Origin of the sequence: Streptococcus mitis, from assembly GCF_002096855.1 — a bacterium.
Taxonomy (GTDB): domain Bacteria; phylum Bacillota; class Bacilli; order Lactobacillales; family Streptococcaceae; genus Streptococcus; species Streptococcus mitis_Y.
In genome coordinates this window covers 95,510-113,989 of record NZ_NCVH01000031.1, presented here as the reverse complement: position 1 = coordinate 113,989, position 18,480 = coordinate 95,510, and the positions used below count along the sequence as shown (strand labels likewise).

At 38.6% G+C, this 18,480-nt stretch carries 34 protein-coding genes; 2 read left to right on the top strand and 32 right to left on the bottom strand.

The window, feature by feature from the left end; genetic code table 11:
• Window positions 1-2: 2 nt before the first annotated feature.
• The 31 genes from B7698_RS05835 to B7698_RS05690 all read right to left on the bottom strand — a co-directional run bounded on the left by B7698_RS05835 (window position 3) and on the right by B7698_RS05690 (window position 15,885).
• Window positions 3-560 (bottom strand): phage tail tube protein, encoded by a 558-nt coding sequence (locus B7698_RS05835; protein ID WP_084865094.1) that lies wholly within the window; start codon window positions 558-560, stop codon window positions 3-5.
• Between the two features lie 81 nt (window positions 561-641).
• Complete coding sequence (locus B7698_RS05830) at window positions 642-977, bottom strand: hypothetical protein (RefSeq protein WP_084864948.1); 336 nt, start codon at window positions 975-977, stop codon at window positions 642-644.
• Complete coding sequence (locus tag B7698_RS05825) at window positions 974-1,210, bottom strand: hypothetical protein (protein WP_239822589.1); 237 nt, start codon at window positions 1,208-1,210, stop codon at window positions 974-976. The genes B7698_RS05830 and B7698_RS05825 overlap by 4 nt, the downstream gene beginning before the upstream one ends.
• 1 nt (window position 1,211) lies before the next feature.
• Entirely contained in the window at window positions 1,212-1,550 is a 339-nt protein-coding gene (locus B7698_RS05820; protein ID WP_084864946.1) for a hypothetical protein, read from the bottom strand.
• Window positions 1,495-1,935, bottom strand: coding sequence for a phage Gp19/Gp15/Gp42 family protein (locus B7698_RS05815; RefSeq protein ID WP_084864945.1), 441 nt, complete (start codon window positions 1,933-1,935; stop codon window positions 1,495-1,497). The genes B7698_RS05820 and B7698_RS05815 overlap by 56 nt, the downstream gene beginning before the upstream one ends.
• Before the next feature lie 2 nt (window positions 1,936-1,937).
• Window positions 1,938-2,084 carry a hypothetical protein gene (locus B7698_RS05810; protein ID WP_239822588.1) on the bottom strand — a complete coding sequence of 49 codons (147 nt, stop codon included), beginning with the start codon at window positions 2,082-2,084 and terminating at the stop codon, window positions 1,938-1,940.
• A gap of 74 nt (window positions 2,085-2,158) precedes the next feature.
• Complete coding sequence (locus B7698_RS05805; RefSeq protein WP_084864943.1) at window positions 2,159-3,052, bottom strand: phage major capsid protein; 894 nt, start codon at window positions 3,050-3,052, stop codon at window positions 2,159-2,161.
• Between the two features lie 12 nt (window positions 3,053-3,064).
• The gene (locus tag B7698_RS05800; RefSeq protein ID WP_084865093.1) at window positions 3,065-3,529 is read right to left on the bottom strand and encodes a capsid assembly scaffolding protein Gp46 family protein; all 465 of its coding nucleotides are present in this window, start codon (window positions 3,527-3,529) and stop codon (window positions 3,065-3,067) included.
• Between the two features lie 81 nt (window positions 3,530-3,610).
• Complete coding sequence (locus B7698_RS05795; RefSeq protein WP_084864942.1) at window positions 3,611-5,020, bottom strand: DEAD/DEAH box helicase family protein; 1,410 nt, start codon at window positions 5,018-5,020, stop codon at window positions 3,611-3,613.
• Window positions 5,021-5,070: 50 nt separating this feature from the next.
• Window positions 5,071-5,301, bottom strand: a complete 231-nt coding sequence (locus B7698_RS05790) for a hypothetical protein (RefSeq protein WP_084864941.1) — start codon at window positions 5,299-5,301, stop codon at window positions 5,071-5,073.
• 57 nt (window positions 5,302-5,358) lie between these two features.
• Window positions 5,359-6,060, bottom strand: coding sequence for a hypothetical protein (locus B7698_RS05785; protein ID WP_084864940.1), 702 nt, complete (start codon window positions 6,058-6,060; stop codon window positions 5,359-5,361).
• On the bottom strand, window positions 6,014-7,315 hold the full coding sequence (locus B7698_RS05780) for a hypothetical protein (RefSeq protein WP_084864939.1): 1,302 nt from the start codon (window positions 7,313-7,315) through the stop codon (window positions 6,014-6,016). Before B7698_RS05780 ends, B7698_RS05785 begins: the two co-directional genes overlap by 47 nt.
• Before the next feature lie 193 nt (window positions 7,316-7,508).
• A complete protein-coding gene (locus tag B7698_RS05775) occupies window positions 7,509-7,856 on the bottom strand; it encodes an HNH endonuclease (RefSeq protein ID WP_084864938.1) in 348 nt (115 codons plus the stop codon).
• Between the two features lie 264 nt (window positions 7,857-8,120).
• Window positions 8,121-8,687, bottom strand: a complete 567-nt coding sequence (locus B7698_RS05770; protein ID WP_084864937.1) for a site-specific integrase — start codon at window positions 8,685-8,687, stop codon at window positions 8,121-8,123.
• Between the two features lie 171 nt (window positions 8,688-8,858).
• On the bottom strand, window positions 8,859-9,287 hold the full coding sequence (locus tag B7698_RS05765; RefSeq protein ID WP_084864936.1) for an ArpU family phage packaging/lysis transcriptional regulator: 429 nt from the start codon (window positions 9,285-9,287) through the stop codon (window positions 8,859-8,861).
• Between the two features lie 88 nt (window positions 9,288-9,375).
• Window positions 9,376-9,828: a hypothetical protein gene (locus tag B7698_RS05760; protein WP_084864935.1), complete on the bottom strand. Its 453-nt coding sequence runs from the start codon at window positions 9,826-9,828 to the stop codon at window positions 9,376-9,378.
• A 2-nt stretch (window positions 9,829-9,830) separates the two neighbouring features.
• Window positions 9,831-10,232: a YopX family protein gene (locus tag B7698_RS05755; RefSeq protein WP_158086168.1), complete on the bottom strand. Its 402-nt coding sequence runs from the start codon at window positions 10,230-10,232 to the stop codon at window positions 9,831-9,833.
• A complete protein-coding gene (locus B7698_RS05750; RefSeq protein WP_084864933.1) occupies window positions 10,229-10,618 on the bottom strand; it encodes a hypothetical protein in 390 nt (129 codons plus the stop codon). The genes B7698_RS05755 and B7698_RS05750 overlap by 4 nt, the downstream gene beginning before the upstream one ends.
• Window positions 10,615-10,875, bottom strand: coding sequence for a DUF1372 family protein (locus tag B7698_RS05745; RefSeq protein ID WP_084865092.1), 261 nt, complete (start codon window positions 10,873-10,875; stop codon window positions 10,615-10,617). Before B7698_RS05745 ends, B7698_RS05750 begins: the two co-directional genes overlap by 4 nt.
• A 10-nt stretch (window positions 10,876-10,885) precedes the next feature.
• On the bottom strand, window positions 10,886-11,194 hold the full coding sequence (locus tag B7698_RS05740; RefSeq protein ID WP_084864932.1) for a hypothetical protein: 309 nt from the start codon (window positions 11,192-11,194) through the stop codon (window positions 10,886-10,888).
• A 1-nt stretch (window position 11,195) separates the two neighbouring features.
• The gene (locus B7698_RS05735; RefSeq protein ID WP_084864931.1) at window positions 11,196-11,594 is read right to left on the bottom strand and encodes a DUF1642 domain-containing protein; all 399 of its coding nucleotides are present in this window, start codon (window positions 11,592-11,594) and stop codon (window positions 11,196-11,198) included.
• The gene (locus tag B7698_RS05730; protein WP_084864930.1) at window positions 11,587-11,802 is read right to left on the bottom strand and encodes a hypothetical protein; all 216 of its coding nucleotides are present in this window, start codon (window positions 11,800-11,802) and stop codon (window positions 11,587-11,589) included. Before B7698_RS05730 ends, B7698_RS05735 begins: the two co-directional genes overlap by 8 nt.
• A 2-nt stretch (window positions 11,803-11,804) precedes the next feature.
• The gene (locus B7698_RS05725; protein ID WP_158086167.1) at window positions 11,805-12,119 is read right to left on the bottom strand and encodes a helix-turn-helix domain-containing protein; all 315 of its coding nucleotides are present in this window, start codon (window positions 12,117-12,119) and stop codon (window positions 11,805-11,807) included.
• Between the two features lie 10 nt (window positions 12,120-12,129).
• The gene (locus B7698_RS10415; protein ID WP_275655528.1) at window positions 12,130-12,264 is read right to left on the bottom strand and encodes a hypothetical protein; all 135 of its coding nucleotides are present in this window, start codon (window positions 12,262-12,264) and stop codon (window positions 12,130-12,132) included.
• Window positions 12,265-12,389: 125 nt separating this feature from the next.
• Window positions 12,390-13,160, bottom strand: coding sequence for an ATP-binding protein (locus tag B7698_RS05715; RefSeq protein ID WP_084864927.1), 771 nt, complete (start codon window positions 13,158-13,160; stop codon window positions 12,390-12,392).
• A complete protein-coding gene (locus B7698_RS10245) occupies window positions 13,151-13,321 on the bottom strand; it encodes a hypothetical protein (RefSeq protein WP_192855109.1) in 171 nt (56 codons plus the stop codon). The genes B7698_RS05715 and B7698_RS10245 overlap by 10 nt, the downstream gene beginning before the upstream one ends.
• Window positions 13,309-14,166 carry a phage replisome organizer N-terminal domain-containing protein gene (locus B7698_RS05710; protein WP_084864926.1) on the bottom strand — a complete coding sequence of 286 codons (858 nt, stop codon included), beginning with the start codon at window positions 14,164-14,166 and terminating at the stop codon, window positions 13,309-13,311. The genes B7698_RS10245 and B7698_RS05710 overlap by 13 nt, the downstream gene beginning before the upstream one ends.
• A gap of 12 nt (window positions 14,167-14,178) precedes the next feature.
• Complete coding sequence (locus tag B7698_RS05705) at window positions 14,179-14,496, bottom strand: hypothetical protein (protein WP_084864925.1); 318 nt, start codon at window positions 14,494-14,496, stop codon at window positions 14,179-14,181.
• Window positions 14,497-14,517: 21 nt separating this feature from the next.
• Window positions 14,518-14,871, bottom strand: coding sequence for a hypothetical protein (locus tag B7698_RS05700; protein WP_084864924.1), 354 nt, complete (start codon window positions 14,869-14,871; stop codon window positions 14,518-14,520).
• Window positions 14,872-14,946: 75 nt separating this feature from the next.
• The gene (locus B7698_RS05695; protein WP_084864923.1) at window positions 14,947-15,657 is read right to left on the bottom strand and encodes an ORF6C domain-containing protein; all 711 of its coding nucleotides are present in this window, start codon (window positions 15,655-15,657) and stop codon (window positions 14,947-14,949) included.
• A 12-nt stretch (window positions 15,658-15,669) separates the two neighbouring features.
• Window positions 15,670-15,885 (bottom strand): transcriptional regulator, encoded by a 216-nt coding sequence (locus tag B7698_RS05690; protein ID WP_084864922.1) that lies wholly within the window; start codon window positions 15,883-15,885, stop codon window positions 15,670-15,672.
• A 450-nt stretch (window positions 15,886-16,335) separates the two neighbouring features.
• Between B7698_RS05690 and B7698_RS05685 the strand changes: the two genes are divergently transcribed.
• Both B7698_RS05685 and B7698_RS05680 read left to right on the top strand, forming a co-directional pair.
• Window positions 16,336-16,710 carry a helix-turn-helix domain-containing protein gene (locus tag B7698_RS05685; RefSeq protein ID WP_084864921.1) on the top strand — a complete coding sequence of 125 codons (375 nt, stop codon included), beginning with the start codon at window positions 16,336-16,338 and terminating at the stop codon, window positions 16,708-16,710.
• Between the two features lie 139 nt (window positions 16,711-16,849).
• The gene (locus tag B7698_RS05680; RefSeq protein WP_239822587.1) at window positions 16,850-17,995 is read left to right on the top strand and encodes a tyrosine-type recombinase/integrase; all 1,146 of its coding nucleotides are present in this window, start codon (window positions 16,850-16,852) and stop codon (window positions 17,993-17,995) included.
• A gap of 101 nt (window positions 17,996-18,096) precedes the next feature.
• Here B7698_RS05680 and rplL read toward each other — a convergent pair whose 3' ends face one another.
• Window positions 18,097-18,465: a 50S ribosomal protein L7/L12 gene (gene rplL, locus B7698_RS05675; protein WP_001196965.1), complete on the bottom strand. Its 369-nt coding sequence runs from the start codon at window positions 18,463-18,465 to the stop codon at window positions 18,097-18,099.
• Window positions 18,466-18,480: the final 15 nt, after the last annotated feature.

The following is an 18,480-nucleotide window of genomic DNA, read 5'->3' as shown; positions in this document are numbered from 1 at the left end:
TATTACGCTCCTTGGATGTATTCGTAGTGAGTGTTTTCGTTGTTGTCTGGCAATGCTGTGATAGTCAATTCATAGCCGATTGGTTCGCCATCTTTATAGCTGACTTCACCAATTCCGCTTACTTTACCACGTGGAATAACGATACGTTTAATATAGCCGCTCTTCAAAAGTGTTTCAATCACAAGACAATGCTCTGGCAACTCTTTACCATTTGCCTTGATGATGATACCTGTTTCAAGGGTCCCAGTAACGTTTTCTGGCCCATAGGTTTCTTTCAAAACTTCGATGTTCAAGCTTTCAATCAATTTGTATTTAAACGTATCTTTCTTTTCAGTTTGAGAAGACAAGACCGTTTGTCCGCCCCACGCTTTTACTTCTTCACTTTCTGGTGAGTTTTCATTTGTTAAGCCGTCTGATGAAATATATCCTAGCTTTTTGAAAGCTACGTTTAGCTCTTCTTTCGCATTTGTTGGTAAAGTTGTTCCCGCTGGTGCTGTTGCTACTGCGCCACCGATTTTAGGTTTTGCAGCTGTTACATTTGATGCTGATGCAGTTGTCATATTAGTTCCTCCTGTTGTCACTGTTTCTGCATTTGTTCGTACTCCTGATACGCTATCTTCTTGCGTCAAGTTAGTACCTCCTTAAAAATAGTTAATGTCATATACCGCTTGATAGCGATATTTTTTGGTTTCTGTGTCTGTGAAGTTGTAGTCACTATTGTGATGCACGCCACACACCTCATCAACCGTGATAAGGTTTTCCACCGCCTGCTTTACGACCTCATTTAACTCTGCGGCCTTTTGAAGTGATGGTGCATAGCTCTGAAAAGCCAATGTAGCCGAATGCGTGTAATCATTTCCGCCTGCTCCTGTCTTTTCAATCATCACATAGCTTTCTGGTAGGTCTTTTTTATGCTCAAGGTAGCAAGGCACCTTAAGCTCCTTACTCAAAAACTTCCTTACGACTAGCTCAATCATTTAGCGCCTCCTAATGCCTTTAGTAAGATATTATGCTTGTTGTTCCTAGCCATACTTTTGATATCAGTTGTACTAATTGTTGCACTTGCACGCTTATGCCCTGGCGATACCTTGAGCTCAAAGCCTTCTCCTGCCCCGTCTGCTACTACTTTCCCTTTTTCTTCAAGAATTGCTTGCATTTCTGGTGAGCGCAAAAGCCCTGATACGCCCAAAGCGTTTAGCTCGAATTTCATATTACTCATAAGCTTCCACCATAATCTTTCTATTCCATTGAAGCGGAATCATGGCTTCAATTCCTTCTTCGGGTAATCCGATTGTCCGCCATTTTCTACCAAAAAATTCTACTTCACGGTTCTCCCATGTATTGGTATCTCCTTTTGGAATGGCGATAGTGTAGACAGCTTTTTTTCCTGTGATGCTGAGTTTATTGAGCACGTCCTGCGTAGAGGTTGGTGCGACTAGTACATTTTCAACAACAATTTTTTTATCTTCAAAGATAGGATGCCCAAAATCATCTTCACCAGTTTCTACCTTGTCCACTAATGTGACAGAAATTCCCTTTAGGTATGTCATAGATTTCAATCGCTCCATATTTTTGCTTCTTCTTCAAGCCTAGCCGTTTTAGCTCTGTGTCTTTAATAAAGAGCCCTCCACCAGGCACTAGGTATGAACCACTAAACGTATAACCCAATGCACTTTCAGATACTTGCGTCATCGGTTCGTGATCTGTTGAAGTCATAAGAGTTCTAGCCACGATATCCACCGTGACAGATTTAGCGACGCTAGCAAGAGCGACGCTTTCTGCCACCATATCGTCAAGGTCTTTACCGACCTTTTCGGCCTCTAAACGTAAAGAATTAGATACAACTTCCAAAAGAGCTTCCGCCCTTGCCCTTTCATCTACTTTCAAATTTCTCCAAAGTAGCTGAAGGTCTTCGATAGTCGCAAAATTCTTCATGATTAAAGCTCCCTGCTTGCTTCGTAAAGCGTTACTAATTCAGACTTCTTCAAGCCTCTCTCATAGTCAACGCCCATATCTTCTAAAGTAGACTTCAATTCAGCCACGGTCATATCTGTAGCCGCTGAGTTTGCTGTATCAACAAGCACCCAATCCCCTCCGATTAATGAATCGGAAGAGATTACAGCACCTGTTTTAATATCACGATACAAAGCCATAGAGACTAGGCCTTAACACGCGCAAAAGCGTCTGCGTCAAGGATGCCCCAACCGATAAAGGCTTCTGCACGCAAACAGATTTCATTGTATGCTTTAAGGTCACGACCTGCTCCATCTGGGTCACCGTATTCGATGATTTCAAGCGGAATGTTTTCTGAGTAACCCCATTTGAAGCGATTCTCAAAGTCACCCACGATAGCGTGGTCTTGGTCTGCGCTTCCTGAAATTGTAAGGTTTTTGTTCACGTCTGATTTCATTCCGAAGAATGAGTCAGGATTTTGACCAAAGCGGAACTCTGGATATTGAACGACACCGTTTACTTTCACTTTAGCAAGTGCTTGCCCTGCCGCTGGTGAGATAGCGATACCTGTTACTTCTCCACCTTTTGCTACAATGGCTTGTACAGCTGTATCGATATTTTCATCAACTTTAGCTTCATCATAGGTTACTGTAGTACCTGTAACTACACCATCAAACGAGTTAGTGTCCTTGAAAGAAGCTGGTGTCATACCTTTTGGCTCAAGCCCGTGAAGCGCTGCGATATCAAAAGCTTCTGCAATTTTCTTAGAAAATCCGTCTGCAAATTGTGATAGATATTCAAGTTGTTTAGCTTCTGACATGTACTTAAATTCTTCAGTGATACGTGCTTGATAAACGAATTTAAGCGGTTTAATCACTTTTGAAGTGATAGTAGCTTTTCCTGCTTGCTTTTGTTCGCCTTCTCCAACGATTTGCGCATTTCCTTCAAGATTGAAGATGAATTGCTCTACACCGTTGAAAGGGATAGGCGTTTGATTTGATAGCTTGGCAAGTACTGAGCGCCCTTGCACTTTACTGATCATTTCTTTAACAAGTTCTGGTTTAAATAGTGTTGCTGTTTTTAGTGAATTATCTGTCATTTTTCTACTCCTTTATTTATGAAAATTCATTTCTTTAAGCATTTGTCTCATCTCTAGCTCTTTTCCGCTAGAAACTTCTGGCTCAACGTCTTTTAGAGGTGCTTGAGGTACTGGTGCTGGTCTCATAAATCCTGCCAAACGCTCTGCGTCAGCTGTCAAAGAGGCTTCATCTGTACCCTGCAAGCGATCTGCTAAATCATACGGTAAGCCGTTTTGTAGTGCGATACGAGTTCGTAGACTTGCAGTCTCATAGTTACTTACTTTTCCTTGCAAGTCTGTGATTTGAGCATCTAATCCTGCTCTTGTTTGCTTATCTTCTTCAACAGTAGACTTTAAAGCACCGTTTTCAGTTTCAAGCTCTGAGACACGTTTTTTGAGCTCATCATAATCAGCGAATTTTTCACGTTCACGTCTGATACGTTCTTTCACAATGTTATCTAGCTCTTCCTGTGTTTCAATGATTTTAAATTCAGACATTTTCATGTATCCTTTCTTCCTGATTTCCCCGTCAGTTCGGTAATTTTTGGCATTAAAAAAAGCAGTATCTTACTGCTTTCCTTAATAATTGATTTTTTGCTTTTTCTTAGGCTTAGTAGTCGTACAAGCCCAATGCGCAAGCAAGGCGCTATCCATCAAAGAGATATCCATATCAGCAAAATGCGAACGGTAACCAAAGCCACCGTTTGAACCAATGTTCCGCTTGTCGCAATTCGTCGCAACTTTAGATAAAGAAGGCTGACCTGCATGGCACAAGGTCTTTTGGTAAATCCCTTGCTCCCACATAGAGTTTGCGACAATTATTTCTTTTACTGTTGGTAAAATGATTTTCTTCATTCGCTCCTTCTTCAGCTCTTCATCAAGGATTTTCTGTCCACTTGCTCCATCTATGACAATGCTTGCGATATCAGCGCTTCTAATGAACTCCAATATCCAATCATTTCCATTTCTGACAGATTGGCAATCAATGGCCTCAACAAAAATCCTTTCATCTGCCGTACGAACTGCAATGCTTAAAGCCACGTTTGTGCCATCTTGACCATACTTAATACCAACAAACAGCTTACCAGTAGGCTCTGGATTGATTACTTTTAATTCATTCCATTCAGTCTCTGAGATTGCTGATTTTTGATTGTATTCAGGCCAAAAGCCCAAACGTTGAACGTTATGATCTAGCTTATCATCACCTAGCTCTGCTTCAATCTTTCTTTCATTCAAATGATAGCCCATGGAAGGATTAGAGTTATACCACGCTTCCACGTCGTCAATCTCTTTTTCTTCCGATACAGACCACTCCGCCCAACCTGAATACTTACCCTTACCAAAAAGACAAGTCTTACGGTAACTGGTGAAAACAGTCCCGTTAGAAACAGGTGTAGGCGGGGTACCGCACATGATTGTGATAGGATTATCACTATCTGTTACCGTGTACTTCAAGGCTGACTCTTGCTCTGTCGTATACTCCTGAGCTTCATCTATAAAGAGAAGGTCAAAACCTTCCCCCAAACCACCGTTTGAAGTTCTTGTACGGAATTGAATGACTCCGCCACCCTTGAAAAGTTCAATCCGCTCTTGTCCCTTTGCTCGTATAGAGCTAAAGTCTTCTCCTTCAACATATCCCATCTTTTCTAGGTACTTTTTAACCTTTTCAAAAGAAGAGTGTGAAGTAGATATACGGTGAGCCGTGTGAAGGATATTCATCCCATTATGCAGGCCCCAAAGTTCAAAAATGTAGACAACCTCGGTCTTCCCATTTCGTCGGGGGATTGAGTAGCCAAACTTCTGGTGTACCCATAAATCATCCTTGTCAACTGCCATCATATGCGTTAACAAGTTGATTTGCCATGAGTAACATGATAAGCCTGTCCTTTCATAAAGTTCGATAGCTTCTTTTGCTTTAGAATTCTTTTTGACGTATTTTAAAATTACCGATTGAGTAGGATTCTGATTGCCAATCTTCTTTTTAGCCATCTTTTTTTCCTTTCAATCGTACCGCATGATAACCCTGTCGCTGGGATGAATTAATTAATTACGTTTAAAATATAGTTTTTAGCAACTTCAAGCATTCCTAACGCCTGCAAGCTACTTTCCCAACTATAGCCAAGATTTATCTCACCATCTTTATCCAAAGAAACAACCAATACTGAAGTATAGTTGTTACTAGCTTCAAGATTTTCCTCCAAAATTTCTTTCACGGAAGCACCACGCTCCAAACTAGACTTTTTCTCTGAAAAATCAATCGTGTTTACCATCTTTCCGTCCTTTCAATCTTATAGCATGATAACCCTGTCGCTGGGAGATACTTTAGATCACCTCCAAGTCTTGTTCCAAACATTTTGCTTACGACCCGATTTCGGGTCATATTCTACTGTGCACTGGCAACGATTATGGCGCTTGTAGATATCACTTGGCACATTCGGATATTTGTATTTTCCTTGCTTCTTTTGGCACCAATCACAACAAAAGCTAGTAGCTGTACGGATAACCTCTGGATTCAAACCTGCTTTATGATGAAACTCCACATTTAGCTTTAGAATTTCATCAACTATGCTCTGGCTGAAGTTTACGATAGGTTCTTCTAAAAGCCACTCAACTTCTTCAAAATTTTCAGCGTCTGATAACTTATCAATTAAGCCATCAATCCTATCTTGACTGAGTTCTGCTGATTTGACCGCAAGACCTAACTGGGCTTTTTCATTCAGTTGCTTTTGCACTTCTTCGGTGTATTCAGATACAAGCTCATGATTTCGTGATAAGGTCTCATTTAAAATGCGGTCTGCAATGTTGTAGTGCATTTTTCCTTCTGGCAAGCTATCAACTGTGATATGCTTTCCTAAAGCTTTTGAGATTTCTTGACCAACTTCTATAGAGTATTTGTTTGCGTCAATGTATGTCGCTTTTTTGTCTTCTAGCTTTTTAGCAAGTGCTTTTAAGATTTCATTGCTTTCTTTTGACTTTTCAAAATCACTTCTTGTCTTTTTCAGTAGGCTTGGTACTATATCCTCTACCATCTGCTACCTCCTTCACTACTGGGGCTGGCTTGTCTGAGCCCTTGATACCCGTTAAATCACGGATAGTGTCAGCGTCCATATATCCAGGTATTGCTTGATTGAGCTTGATAGCTCCGTCACCAATCAATGTTAGAGCGTTTGCGTCAGCTTCAAACAATGGCTCCCACTTCACAACCGTTTTATTAAATTGGCCTCTTGAGTAAGGAATACTGTCTCTCAAGCAAGTAGCAACGTATGCTACGTTTAAGAAGCCTGAGCCTAGAGAACGTTGAGCCTTTCTACCTGCCAAACGCAAGTTTTCATGGCTTGCACGGATAGCTTCAACTGATGAAGGATTATCTGATACAAAACCTAAATCATCTAATGTCAAGCCCATTTCCCCTGCAAAGCCTGCCGCTGCTGTCCGTAGTTGCTCCGTAAATGGCGACATGCTTGAGGTAGTGAATTGCCCGATGCTTGGCTTTTCTCCATCTTCATCCTTATCAATGGTAAGCAAGCTTGAGATAGTGGCTTTCCATGTATCAATGCTTTCTGCTTCTGGGCTCAACCCCAAAATGTATTTCTGAGGGAATGAATAAAATTCAGCCGTAATATCTGAGCGCTCAAGCGTCCGTTTTGCGTATGATTGATAGTACATACCTGCCTTAGTAATTCGTGAGCGTCCAAAAGGTCGCACTGCATCTGGCCTGTGAATGATAGGCACTAGCAAAGGAACTCCTGTCGGATTTGGTAGCGTAAAAGGCTTTTGTCCTTTCGTGATAAAAGTCGTACTTTTTGGCGTAAAGTAAGCTTCACGGATAGGCGCTTTATTTTCATCACGCTTCAAGACCGCATAGCCTTCTGTAAGCAAGCCCGTGATAGGGTCAATCACGCCCGTCGCATTACTTGCTTCAATGACTTGTAGCCTTGGCGTACCTTCGCCACTTGCTACATAGATGAAGCAACACGATCCAATCAATGCTGACAAGATAGCACTATCAAAAAATACATCTGGGTTATTTAATGCAAAGATTTGATTTACGTTAAATTCATCATTCCCAAACTCACGGAATACCAAACGGTCTGCAAGGCTATCTACACCTTTAGCGGCCCAACCGAGAACCGCCCGATACTGTTGCCTGATATGTTGAGGAATGGTAATACCAAAATCCAATTCATTGTGTTCCATGGCATACTGTGAATACCTTAGATCCACACTTGAGGTGTAATTTGCAAGCTTTCGCCTTAAGTATTGAATACCTTTTAAATTTTCCAAAATGTGAAATTTCCTTTCTTGTTGCACGAGAAAAAATGTACAGTAACGGCGGGAAGTTCGGAAGTAGCCCGAGGGAGGGTGCTACCCCCCCATAGTTTTATTCATAATCCCCCTTTTATTCATTAAAATCCGAACATTATAAAGGGAGGGGTTTATTTAGTTAATTTATAGCCGTTACTACTACTATTTTTTATTAAGATTTATATGAAAACCAATCTAAAGTCTGAGGAAGATTGCGATTGCCTATTATCTTTGGACTTGAAGTTTTATCATCAGCATAAAGCTTGTCTGACTTCTGCCTGTTGCATTGCCAATGAGCCAATTGCAAGTTATTAATATCAGATGGATGACCATTCTTGTTGATTGGTACGATATGATCAATGACTGGACTGAGTGGGTGAGGATACCGAAGGCTCTTGTCTACAGGCTGACCACAAATACCGCAAGTATTCCTTGTCTTTAAGATAATCCTCTTGTTCTTATCAAACGCTATGCGGTGTGGACCGCTACGGTCTGCTCTAGGGGTGGGGGTACTAGACATAGGTGGGGGGGTATCCTTTCTAGGGGTAGGGGGGTAGTCTTTCAAGTAAGGGGGGTAGGGTATGAAAAAACCCTTCCCTTTCTTTCTAGAGGGAGGGGGGTCTATCTATACTTCTAACCATTTATATTTAACATATCTTACATTCTGTTAAATAAAACTAATAAGCTGTAAAGCCTACTGTCTGTAAGCCTGCTTTTACTTTTTTTATTTTATTATTTACATTTTCTCAATATGTAAAATAAAACAATCTCAACTACTTAACTTTTAGTAATCAAAAGTTAAAATACTTTCATCTAACTCATCTTGTGAGTAACCAATATATCCCAATGTAATATCTGGTGTAGAGTGATTGAAAATCTTCTGAAGTATCGCTACATTCCCATTCTTTTTATAATGATGATAGCCAAAAGTTTTTCTCATAGAGTGAGTACCGATATGAGTTAATCCAATGTAGTTAGCGGCATCTTTAAGCACTTGATAGACTGCTACTCTTCCAATGTGTGTGATACGTACTCCATCAGTGCGCTTCTTCTTCTTACTAGGGAAGAGATAATCATAGTCTGCTAACTGATTATCTTTAATGTATTTGTTGATTTCTTTTCTTAAAGGTGGACTGATAGGGAAGTATCTTATCTTCCCTGTCTTCTTCTCTCTTAATTCAATCCTATCAGCAGTTACCTGCTTGACTTGAAGAGGTATGATATCACTTACTCTTAAACCTGAATAGATTCCAAACATAAATAGAATGAAGTTTCTATCACTCTTTTTTCTAAGGTAATCTTTCATACGTTCAATATCATCTAAATCACGAATCGGTTCAACCTTACGCATATATACCTCTCCTTTCCAAAAAGAAAAGCACTACGATACCTCGTAATGCTTCCGACCTCTTACGTCATCTTTCTTTATTTTCGATACTACCAGTTTATCATCAAAAACCTTTCAAAAACTCCCAACTTTTTCCCGTCTTTTTCCCCAAAAATTCCCAAGATTTTCCCAAAATCAGCGGTAAACCAATAAGTCCTTACCTTGATAGCATTCCGCAAATTCCAAAAGAGCTCTATTCAACATACGGTAGTATTCACTTGCTGAATATCCAAGATCAGCATATAAGATATGACTTGCTTTCCGATAAGGTGTACAATACTTTTCAACCAAAATCCGTGTATAATCTAGGCATGACAAGCTATTGATAGCCTTTGCGATAACTTCCATATCTTGCTGAGCTGATACGCGTCTGACTACCATATCTTCAACTTGCTTACTGACATGACCTGTACCCCCTCTAGGTTCTAATGTATATGATATGGTAATCTTTGGCGCATACTCTTCCCCCGCAATCCTTTTTAGCTGAAAATATCTTTTTAAAATTCTTTCAGCGGCCTTGCGCGTCTTCTTCTCGTCAATTTTATCCAGTAATTCGATTTGCATTACAGACCCCTCCGTGTTATACTAGACGTGTAAAGCTTTTAAGTATAGTGTTTAGGTCAGTGCGTGTCGAATGTGCTGGCTTTTCTTTTTAATGAGTGAGTTTAGGTAATATTTCTTTTACTAAAAAGATATAGTTGGGTGCAAGTATAGTCTTTAGTACTGTAAAGACTACAAAACCAGTTCCTCCTAAAACAAATGCAGTATAGCTACCAATCAAGAAAGGTTTGAGCTTCTTGCGGTGACTTTCAACCTGCTTTTCAAAGAGCTCCAAGACTTCATCCTTTTTGAGATTCCAGTAGCCCATTTTCTCACCCTGGTATACAAAGTAGTAGATGGTAGTGCAGACTGTCGCAATAAGAGCTACAATCGTGATGAAAAGGAAGACAACCGACAGAAAACGAAAGCTGTCGTATAAAACCTTTTCTTTTAGCAACATTTCATAGATCTGCGGTGCATTACCTTTAAAGGTGTCAAGCAAGGAACTAACCTCATCTACCGTCATATTTAGCATTTTAGCTAAAGCTTGTAAAATTTCATTCATCTTTAATCTTCCTCATCTTCTAATTCAAACACGAAATGTTGTGGTATTAATTTAGAAACGTTTACCATATCTTGTGTCAAAACAGCTTTTTTGTATTTTCCATCTTCATCTTTGTCTTCAAAAAATGTAAGATAAAAGCCGATGCCTTCAAACTCTTGATACGCCCCATAGCTTTTGTGCTCAAATTCGTACTCGCCATAATTCACACTCGCCTTAAAGCCGAAAATCTTGATAGTATCGCCTTCAAAAATTTCCTCTCCATTTTTGTCGTAGCAACCAGTAGAGCGTGTAAAAAGGTAGCGGGGGTTTTTTAAATCTTCAAAAGTTAAGTTTTTTTGAATGTCTTCAAAATCCAAAAAACGTTTTTCTTGTCGGTCATATGCCCGTAATCTGATCATCATCATTTTAGCCCTCCAATCGGTAAGCGTGCGCACCCTGCGTCTGTAATGTTCGTCAAAATATCTCCGAATGTATTCGCCCATGCGTAATTCCCTTTTTCCTTAAAATCATACACTGTCATTTTCAAGATTTCTTCAATCACTTTTACCTTAAAATGTAACATGGTATCTTTATCAAAATCAACACTTTGTAAGATAAGCTTTGAATGAAAAATCTTGCCAAATCCTGCTAGTTCTACATATACATTTGTCCAAGACATTAAACGGTCATACTCCCAACCAAAACACAATTTAAAATCAGGTAAATTCACCTTTTTAAACATATTTGCAATTTTTTTGATTTCGTCTTCTTTTTTTGCTCCTGCAAAAGGATATCTTTGTGGCTTCATCATAGTAGCGCCTCTTCTCCGATTTTTACTTTATTAAATTCTGCTTCTGTGACTACGAACACGCCATAATCACGAATTGTAATTGTGTATAGCTTGCCGTATCTGCCCTTCTCAATTACTTTGCCATGGATTTCAGCTCCTGCATTATCTACCTTGTATATAAGCATAGGTTTTTGATTTTCCAAACTCTTAAGCTTGTCAATCTTCCAAATCTCAATAACAGCTGATGATAAGATCCATGCTAAGATGATGAACTTCAAAAGTTTTTTATCAATCATCAAAATCCTCTCCCGTCATATACCCGTCCAACCAAGCGCGTGCAAAAGCTTCCTGCCCTTCCTTATCGAAAAAGTCTGCTAAATCCAAATGGCAACATACAATGGCGTCTACTAAAGACATGCCATCCTTTTTTGCTTCTTCAAGCATTTCTGCGATTTCTGTTGGTAGGATTGGAATCCTCAAGATTTTTTCTTTTTCCTTGATTTCTTCTTTCTTTTTGAGATATTTTAAAAGATTCACTGCTTTGATATCTCCAGCTGTGATTTTATTTGTGTCCATTTTTCCTGTTGTTACTGTCATTTTAGGCCTCCTCTACTTCAAAAAGTGCGCTTGATAACATTAATCCAAAACCAGCTTCTTCAAGCTCTTTGCGCGTGTGTGCTGTACGAAAATCTCCGACCTCATGTTTATCCATTAAAAACCACTGAAAATTACTTTTATCATAATTTAGATAATCATATCCGTTTTTCATATTTTTCATACGAATTTTGTAAGTTTTTTCAGCTTCAAGCTCAAATCCATTGACCCAAGCACTTAAAAACTTATCTTCATTATCATCTTTCGTGATCCACATTAAAATTTCAATTTTAAATTTTAGATTTTCAAGTGATGTAAAAAAGTTGTTTCCTTGCTCTTTTTGGCGCGTGATAAAGTTTCCTACTTCTTCTGGGATTGTTACTAATTCTTTATTGTTATTCATTTTCTAGCTCCTTCAATTTCTTTTCTAATGCTGATTTCTTTTTGCGTAAGTACTCACGCTCTTCTGCTTTTGCATGCGCAATCTTTGCATAGGCACTTTGCGATAGTGCTTTATCGCATGGCGCGCCTAACTCTTCTAGCTTTTGGTCTATGAGATTGATAGAGCGCGTGTATGCGGATATCATTTCCTGCTTTAATGTTTCATTCATAATCAATATCCTTCAAGTGTCGCTTCAATTAGATTCATGCACGCTTCACGGATAGCTATGCAATCTTCATGATCTGGGTGCTCTGACTGTACACGTAAAATGGCATTATGCACTTCTTCTGTGATTGACCTTTGCAAAACACCTTCTTGGGCGTAGCCTAGTAGATATGATACATCCACTCCGAAAATGTCCGCAAGTTCTTTGGCTTTGCTGGGCTTAATCTGACTGAGACCCTGCTCCCAATTGCCCACCGTGCGTTGAGATACGCCTAGCTTCTGAGCAATCGTTTTTTGCTTGATATGTTTAAGTTTGCGCAACTGTTTAATCTTATTCATGTCCAAATACCTCGTTTAAATCTTCTACAATTTCATTGCCGTTAAAAGGCTCGTCTGCAATCCGTGCAAAACCATGCTTATCAGTGCCTAGTCTTGTCTTTGTCTTCCACTTTAGGTAAATTGACATGCGACAGAATCGGCATAGCAATGATTTTGCATTCGGTCCAACTTTTCTTACATAGCACTCTCCGCAAAAAGGGCAATGTACTTCTGCTTTCAAACTAATCATGGTCATGTGATTTCCTCTTTCTTTTAAAAATATTGTGTACGTTTATTTGGTAAGTCATTGAATGCCATAAAGTGATTTTCATCAACACCTTTCAGCATCCTTGTCATAAACGGCTCTCCGTAACGCTTCTCAAGTTGATCTCCTGTAAGGTTCGTTGTTACAATGGTGTTCGCCCTTTTGTTCAGAATGTTGTACAGAATGCTAGAAGACCATTCACTCTCTTTCTCCATTCCTAAATCATCAAGTACTAAATACTTAGCGGTTGCGATTTTATTGACAAGATATTCTTCTTGCTTAAAATCAGCCTTAATCTTCATCAGTAAGTCCGTGACATTGATGAAAATTGCAATTTCTTTAGTCTTATCTGATAGAGCTTTTACAATAGCAAAAGCAAGATGACTCTTACCCGTTCCTGGCTCTCCTTGGAAAACAACATTATTCCGTGCACCGTCTTCCCATTCATCGCAAACCCTTTTGGCAAAAGCTAACTTTTCTTCTTCTTTGCTGGTTGGGGTGTCAAAATTTTCTAATGTTGCATTTTTCAAAACTTCATCATAGAGAGAGAACTTTTCTAGATAGAACAGACGTTCTCGCTCTTTTTCTTCTACCGCAATGCGATCAATAACAAATTGGTTTTCTTCGTGAATGCGTTCGGATTCACATAGTCTGCAAACTACCTTATCTGTACGTAACAACTTAATCAGCTTGATATCATGTCTATCACACTTTGCATTAAGCTCTTCTACTGATTGAGAGTAGCTGATAGCTAACCTTTCTAATGCATCTACTTCCATACGACTTTCCCTCCATATGTAGACCAACTGGCCATATCAGATAGTACTTGTAGTACCACTTCAAGGCTTTGCTTTTCAAGTAAGGCTTTTTTAGAGTCGCTGATGGGATAGAACTCATTTTCAAAATCCTTGATAAGACTATTTATTGTTAGAATCCCCATTTTGACTTACCTCCACCACTAGGCTTAAACCCTTTGCTAGCCTTAGGAAGACTAGGTCTTTTTATAGCATTGACTTGTTGAGTCTCTTTCTCTGCTAGCCTATCACCTAAAGTAGTGATTTTGCTCATGCTCCAATTTTTCAAGATACCAGTGATATAACCTAAAGTTGGTTTTCCTTTTAGAACAGATTCAGTAAGAGCTTTTTCAACCATTTCACTTCCATACTTGAAAACCAGTCTATCAATACTCTTCATTTCAGATGGTGTAAGTTTCTTTTGAAACTCTTCCTCAAATTTTTCATAAATGCTTTTTTCACTAATTGAGGAACTACTACTACTACATAGTTCTTCTTCTTTTTCTTGTTCTTGTTCTAGTGCGTTACAAGGCGTTACATGTAACGTTACATCGTGCGTTACTGTAACGTTACATTCACCCTCATTCACTTTCTCTTCAGCAAGTAGTTTTTGCTTCGCACGGTGCTTTGCAACGCGGTTTCGAGCCTGCTCACGAATTTTTGCCAAGGCATCTATATTTTGATTTTTTTCCCATTTTTTTACTACTAAAATCCCATTAATTTCCTCTAACAAATCTAAACTTTTTAGAATTTTAATTGATTTTTTTACGATTTTCTCTGACTTTTTAAACGATTTTGCAAGCAGTTTTGTATCATAGGCAATATGATCATTAAGGGCAAGCAAACCTGAATTATTCAACCTTCCTGCAAGTGTCAAAATTTTTACCCAGATGCAAATTACTGTATCTCCGTCTTTCATGCTTTCAATACACTGAATCTTTTCATCTTCAAACATATCTGTAGCAATCTTAATCCACTTTACTTCTGCCATGATATGCCTCCTTTAGTGCAATACTTTCATGCTAGGCGCTGGCAATGCTAACGGCTCTGGCTTCAAACCTTCTGGCCGTTCATTGTCAAACGTAAACCCTTGGAACTTTCTGCGGATATTCTTGCGAATAGCTTGATGTTCATCGTATCTGCCTGCTTCGTAAAGTTCCTCTGACAATTCAAGCACTTTGGCTTCAAATTCCTGCTTTTTCTTTTTAGCTTCTGCTTCAAGTTTTTCTTGACGTACTACATATGCATATGCAATGGAAACAAAGATAATGATTGTAGCAACTCCTAAAAGTTGGCTCAAAATTGATGGTTCTTGTAACATAATTTCATTTTCCTTTCTAGTTTAGGCTGTCATAAGCTTGTCAAGCTCAAGCTCAGCAACTTCTTCAATGATAGCTTTTTCAGCTTTCAAGTCATTTAGTAGGTTTTTTAGACTTTCTTTCTTTGCTTTGTAGCGATTGCGGGATTTCCACATGCAATAGAGTGCGAAACCTTTATAATGAATTAAAACGGTTTTGTGAGTTGGGTGCAAGACGAAAAATTTAAAATCTTCATGCTCTTTCATCTCATTCGCCCACTGCTTCAACGTTGTTAATGACAAATCGTTGAATTTTTCTTTCAAACTTTCATACCCGCCCCATTCAGCTTTTTCTTCTTGAGATACAGGGCGAAAATTCACGTTATTAATTACTGGCATTTCTCTGCCTCCCGTGTTATACTTTATATATACTTTTTTGTTAAGGGGCTGACTGCAATCAGCCTTTTTTTTGTTCTAATAACAATGATATTCATTCAGTTGCATGATCCGCAACTTCATATTGGTGTTTGGCTCCCAGTTACGCCAATAAGCTAAAGCTTCATTCGCATATTTCTTTGGAAGCAAGTCATATCTGCTAATGTTGAAATGGTCTTTGAAATCAATTTCTGCTTGCTTAAAAACTGATTTTGCGAAAACCTTATTTTCATAAGCTGGGCTATCAATGCCTCCTAAACAGGCTACCACTCTTGCTTTTCGTTTTTTCAACAAAGCTTGAGCAAAACTTGGATGAATCGGCTGTTCCTTTTTCAAGTAGTCGATATCCTCAATCATGGTCGCCTGTTGCTCACGCAACTTCTTCTGAGTAGTGAATAGTGCAATGAAAGCTTCTTCATCAAGATTTTCCCTGATGTATCCACCATCTTTTCTGATTGCTGGTAGAACTTCTGATGTCACCCAGCGCTTAAATTCCTTAGCCTGAGGCAACTTGCTAGATAAGATAAGAGAGTAGAGCCCAGATTCATTGATGATGACTGTATTCTGTTTTCCACCAGGGGTGTCCATTTCGGTCACCCCTTTATCATCTTCATCAACGTGATTCCTGATAGCTTTAGCGGTTCCCGTATATCCTAGGATATCTGCAACGTCTTTCCCGACAAACCACGGCTCCTTACCGATTAGAACTGTTCTAACTAGCTGACCTTTAAAATTAAAAATTTCATTCATGATGCTACTCCTTTAACTGATTTCTTCTAATTTTTCCCAAGACTCTGATAGCTTCAACTTCTTATGAATGAGAAGCTTCAAATCATCACTACCTTTTCCCTTTTTGAAAAGCTGAGTAATGGCTGACGGTGTAACTCCTGCTACGATTGCAAGATCCGTCTTACTCCAACCCTTTTCTTTCAAGCTAGCTTCTGCTAACTTCGCCCATCTTCTTTGTTGGTCTTTCATTTGACCACCTCCTTTTTTAGTTTAAAATATTATAAGTTAAAGAAAAAGTGAAAAATTTTTTATTTTTTTAAAAAAGATGTTGACAATAAAAATTAATTTTTATATAATAAGAGTGTAGAAAAAAGCTATAAAAAACTATAAAAAAGTTTTAGAAAGCTGATGAGAATAGTCTTTTTTAAAAGGTGCAACAAAAAATAAAGAAAAATAAAACGCATTAAAAAATAGACAAATACAAAGATTTTTCTTGATTTAATTTTTAACGTATTTCTTAACTTCTGAGATAATGATACCATTTTAAAAAAAGCTTGTCAACAATTTTTCGTCTTTTTTTTAACTTTTTTTGCATTTTTTCTTCATTTTAAGATTGTATTTAATCTTAGATAGGTGTAGTATCAAATATAATCTTAAAAATGTGAATACTTTGGATAAAAAAAAGGGGGTGCATGTAATATGTTACCTGTATATGAAGTCGTGAAAGAGCTATGCAAAAGCAGAGGCTTGTCTTTTAATGACGTTGAGGAAGGTTTGGGTATCGGAAAAAATACCTTATATGGCCTAAAAAGAAACAACCCTTCAACAGAAAGAATCATGCAACTTGCTGACTTTTTCAATGTATCAGTGGATTTCTTGCTAGGTCGTACTGATCAAGAGAAAAGTGACAGAGAAATTGTAAAAGAGGCTCTTGAAGGTGAAGACTTGAAAGAGATGGATTATGAAAAATTTTTCTCTATGGATATAAAAAAAGACGGTCTGAAAATTACTGACCGTGATAAGCGTATTATTAAAGCTATGATAGACTCATATCTAAAAGAGTCTACAATATAGTAGAAAACAACAAAAAAAGCCCCTACACTCGTAAGTTTGGAGACGTTGAGTGTAAGGGCATAACTGTATAGTAAAAGGCATTAAAAAGCTCTTTTTACTATACCCATTTTATCAAAAAAGTGAGGTAAATGCAATGTGGATGGAAGAGTTACCAAATGGAAGATTTAGGTATGCGGAGAGATATACAGATCCGTATACTGAGAAATTGAAAAAGATATCAATAGTACTTGACAGCAAGTCCCCCCGTGCCAAAAAAGAGGCACAAAAGATACTAGATGAAAAGATAGCAGAAAAGCTACAAAGCTTGACTACTACTGATATGCTTTTTACAGACGTGCTAAACGACTGGTGGGAACTTCATAAGAAGTCTATCAAGCCTTCTACCATAAAAACTATGGTCTATGCTGTAGATGAAATAAAGGAGACTTTTGCTCCTGAAGTAAAGATAAAAAATATCACGGCCAAGTATACCCAGCAATTTTTCACGGATTCGGAAGAAAATCATATAAAGCTCAAAAAGCAAAAATCAGTATTAAGCATGGTCTTCAAGTACGCACTAGATATGGAATTGATTGATAGCAATCCCGTACAGCGTGTGAGACTTCCTAAAAAGGTTGTCACATATGAGACCATGGAGCGGATTGAGGATAAATTCCTTGAGCAAAGTGAGTTAAAAAGGCTTCTGAAAGCTATGAAAAAGTATAATCGGGGCTACCACGTCGCACGTATGGCGGAATTTATGGCTTTAAACGGCTGTCGCGTCGGGGAGGCTGGGGCCTTGAAGTTTGAGAATTACGATAGAGAAAACAAAACCATCACTATCAATGGTACTTTAGACCCCACGCGCAAAGGTTCGGAAGGCATCAAGACTACGCCTAAAACATTATCTTCTATCAGGGTAGTTGACTTGACCAAAAAAGAAATTGAGATTATAGAAGAGTTTATCGAACTGCATGAGCTAAGAAAGAGTACCAATCCGAACTACAAGGATATGGGCTTCATCTTCGTATCAGCCAACGGAATCCCGATTCATAAATCATCTATAGGCAAGCTCATGAAAAATGCCAATGCTACTTTAAAGAATCCAATCAATAAACCATTGCACCCACATATCCTACGGCATACACTGATCAGTACACTTGCTGAAAATAACATTCCCTTGAAGGCCATTACTCAAAGAGTTGGCCACAAAGACAATGGTAAGACCACAATGGAGATTTACACGCACGTTACCAAAAACATAAAATCGAAAGTCGTTGATGTCCTGGATAAAATTTATAAGTGATTTGTGCCCCATTTGTGCCCCATGAATAGAAAAAAAGAAAACCGCTACTCCTAAGAATAGCGGTTTAATCATGTTTTTAAGCTACTAATGTAGTCGCTCTATTATTTAAGAGTAACTGAAGCTCCAGCTTCTTCCAATTTAGCTTTGATTTCTTCAGCTTCTGCAGTTGCAACGCCTTCTTTAACAAGTGCTGGTGCACCGTCAACAAGTTCTTTAGCTTCTTTAAGACCAAGACCTGTGATTTCACGTACAACTTTGATAACGCCAACTTTTTTGTCGCCTGCAGATGTCAATTCAACGTCGAATGAATCTTTAGCAGCACCAGCGTCAGCAGCACCAGCAGCAGCAACAGCTACAGGAGCAGCTGCAGTTACACCAAATTCTTCTTCGATAGCTTTTACAAGGTCGTTCAATTCAAGGATTGAAGCTTCTTTAATTTCAGCAATAATGTTTTCAATGTTCAATGCCATTGTTATTTCCTCCAA

What these genes read in the sequence shown, in the direction of transcription:
- B7698_RS05835 (WP_084865094.1), bottom strand. Translation starts at nt 560, where the DNA reads ATGACAACTGCATCAGCATCAAATGTAACAGCTGCAAAACCTAAAATC.
- B7698_RS05830 (WP_084864948.1), bottom strand. Translation starts at nt 977, where the DNA reads ATGATTGAGCTAGTCGTAAGGAAGTTTTTGAGTAAGGAGCTTAAGGTG.
- B7698_RS05825 (WP_239822589.1), bottom strand. Translation starts at nt 1,210, where the DNA reads ATGAAATTCGAGCTAAACGCTTTGGGCGTATCAGGGCTTTTGCGCTCA.
- B7698_RS05820 (WP_084864946.1), bottom strand. Translation starts at nt 1,550, where the DNA reads ATGACATACCTAAAGGGAATTTCTGTCACATTAGTGGACAAGGTAGAA.
- B7698_RS05815 (WP_084864945.1), bottom strand. Translation starts at nt 1,935, where the DNA reads ATGAAGAATTTTGCGACTATCGAAGACCTTCAGCTACTTTGGAGAAAT.
- B7698_RS05805 (WP_084864943.1), bottom strand. Translation starts at nt 3,052, where the DNA reads ATGACAGATAATTCACTAAAAACAGCAACACTATTTAAACCAGAACTT.
- B7698_RS05800 (WP_084865093.1), bottom strand. Translation starts at nt 3,529, where the DNA reads ATGTCTGAATTTAAAATCATTGAAACACAGGAAGAGCTAGATAACATT.
- B7698_RS05795 (WP_084864942.1), bottom strand. Translation starts at nt 5,020, where the DNA reads ATGGCTAAAAAGAAGATTGGCAATCAGAATCCTACTCAATCGGTAATT.
- B7698_RS05790 (WP_084864941.1), bottom strand. Translation starts at nt 5,301, where the DNA reads ATGGTAAACACGATTGATTTTTCAGAGAAAAAGTCTAGTTTGGAGCGT.
- B7698_RS05785 (WP_084864940.1), bottom strand. Translation starts at nt 6,060, where the DNA reads ATGGTAGAGGATATAGTACCAAGCCTACTGAAAAAGACAAGAAGTGAT.
- B7698_RS05775 (WP_084864938.1), bottom strand. Translation starts at nt 7,856, where the DNA reads ATGTCTAGTACCCCCACCCCTAGAGCAGACCGTAGCGGTCCACACCGC.
- B7698_RS05770 (WP_084864937.1), bottom strand. Translation starts at nt 8,687, where the DNA reads ATGCGTAAGGTTGAACCGATTCGTGATTTAGATGATATTGAACGTATG.
- B7698_RS05765 (WP_084864936.1), bottom strand. Translation starts at nt 9,287, where the DNA reads ATGCAAATCGAATTACTGGATAAAATTGACGAGAAGAAGACGCGCAAG.
- B7698_RS05760 (WP_084864935.1), bottom strand. Translation starts at nt 9,828, where the DNA reads ATGAATGAAATTTTACAAGCTTTAGCTAAAATGCTAAATATGACGGTA.
- B7698_RS05755 (WP_158086168.1), bottom strand. Translation starts at nt 10,232, where the DNA reads ATGATGATGATCAGATTACGGGCATATGACCGACAAGAAAAACGTTTT.
- B7698_RS05750 (WP_084864933.1), bottom strand. Translation starts at nt 10,618, where the DNA reads ATGATGAAGCCACAAAGATATCCTTTTGCAGGAGCAAAAAAAGAAGAC.
- B7698_RS05740 (WP_084864932.1), bottom strand. Translation starts at nt 11,194, where the DNA reads ATGACAGTAACAACAGGAAAAATGGACACAAATAAAATCACAGCTGGA.
- B7698_RS05735 (WP_084864931.1), bottom strand. Translation starts at nt 11,594, where the DNA reads ATGAATAACAATAAAGAATTAGTAACAATCCCAGAAGAAGTAGGAAAC.
- B7698_RS05730 (WP_084864930.1), bottom strand. Translation starts at nt 11,802, where the DNA reads ATGAATGAAACATTAAAGCAGGAAATGATATCCGCATACACGCGCTCT.
- B7698_RS10415 (WP_275655528.1), bottom strand. Translation starts at nt 12,264, where the DNA reads ATGTCAATTTACCTAAAGTGGAAGACAAAGACAAGACTAGGCACTGAT.
- B7698_RS05715 (WP_084864927.1), bottom strand. Translation starts at nt 13,160, where the DNA reads ATGGAAGTAGATGCATTAGAAAGGTTAGCTATCAGCTACTCTCAATCA.
- B7698_RS10245 (WP_192855109.1), bottom strand. Translation starts at nt 13,321, where the DNA reads ATGGGGATTCTAACAATAAATAGTCTTATCAAGGATTTTGAAAATGAG.
- B7698_RS05710 (WP_084864926.1), bottom strand. Translation starts at nt 14,166, where the DNA reads ATGGCAGAAGTAAAGTGGATTAAGATTGCTACAGATATGTTTGAAGAT.
- B7698_RS05705 (WP_084864925.1), bottom strand. Translation starts at nt 14,496, where the DNA reads ATGTTACAAGAACCATCAATTTTGAGCCAACTTTTAGGAGTTGCTACA.
- B7698_RS05700 (WP_084864924.1), bottom strand. Translation starts at nt 14,871, where the DNA reads ATGCCAGTAATTAATAACGTGAATTTTCGCCCTGTATCTCAAGAAGAA.
- B7698_RS05695 (WP_084864923.1), bottom strand. Translation starts at nt 15,657, where the DNA reads ATGAATGAAATTTTTAATTTTAAAGGTCAGCTAGTTAGAACAGTTCTA.
- B7698_RS05690 (WP_084864922.1), bottom strand. Translation starts at nt 15,885, where the DNA reads ATGAAAGACCAACAAAGAAGATGGGCGAAGTTAGCAGAAGCTAGCTTG.
- B7698_RS05685 (WP_084864921.1), top strand. Translation starts at nt 16,336, where the DNA reads ATGTTACCTGTATATGAAGTCGTGAAAGAGCTATGCAAAAGCAGAGGC.
- B7698_RS05680 (WP_239822587.1), top strand. Translation starts at nt 16,850, where the DNA reads ATGGAAGAGTTACCAAATGGAAGATTTAGGTATGCGGAGAGATATACA.
- rplL (WP_001196965.1), bottom strand. Translation starts at nt 18,465, where the DNA reads ATGGCATTGAACATTGAAAACATTATTGCTGAAATTAAAGAAGCTTCA.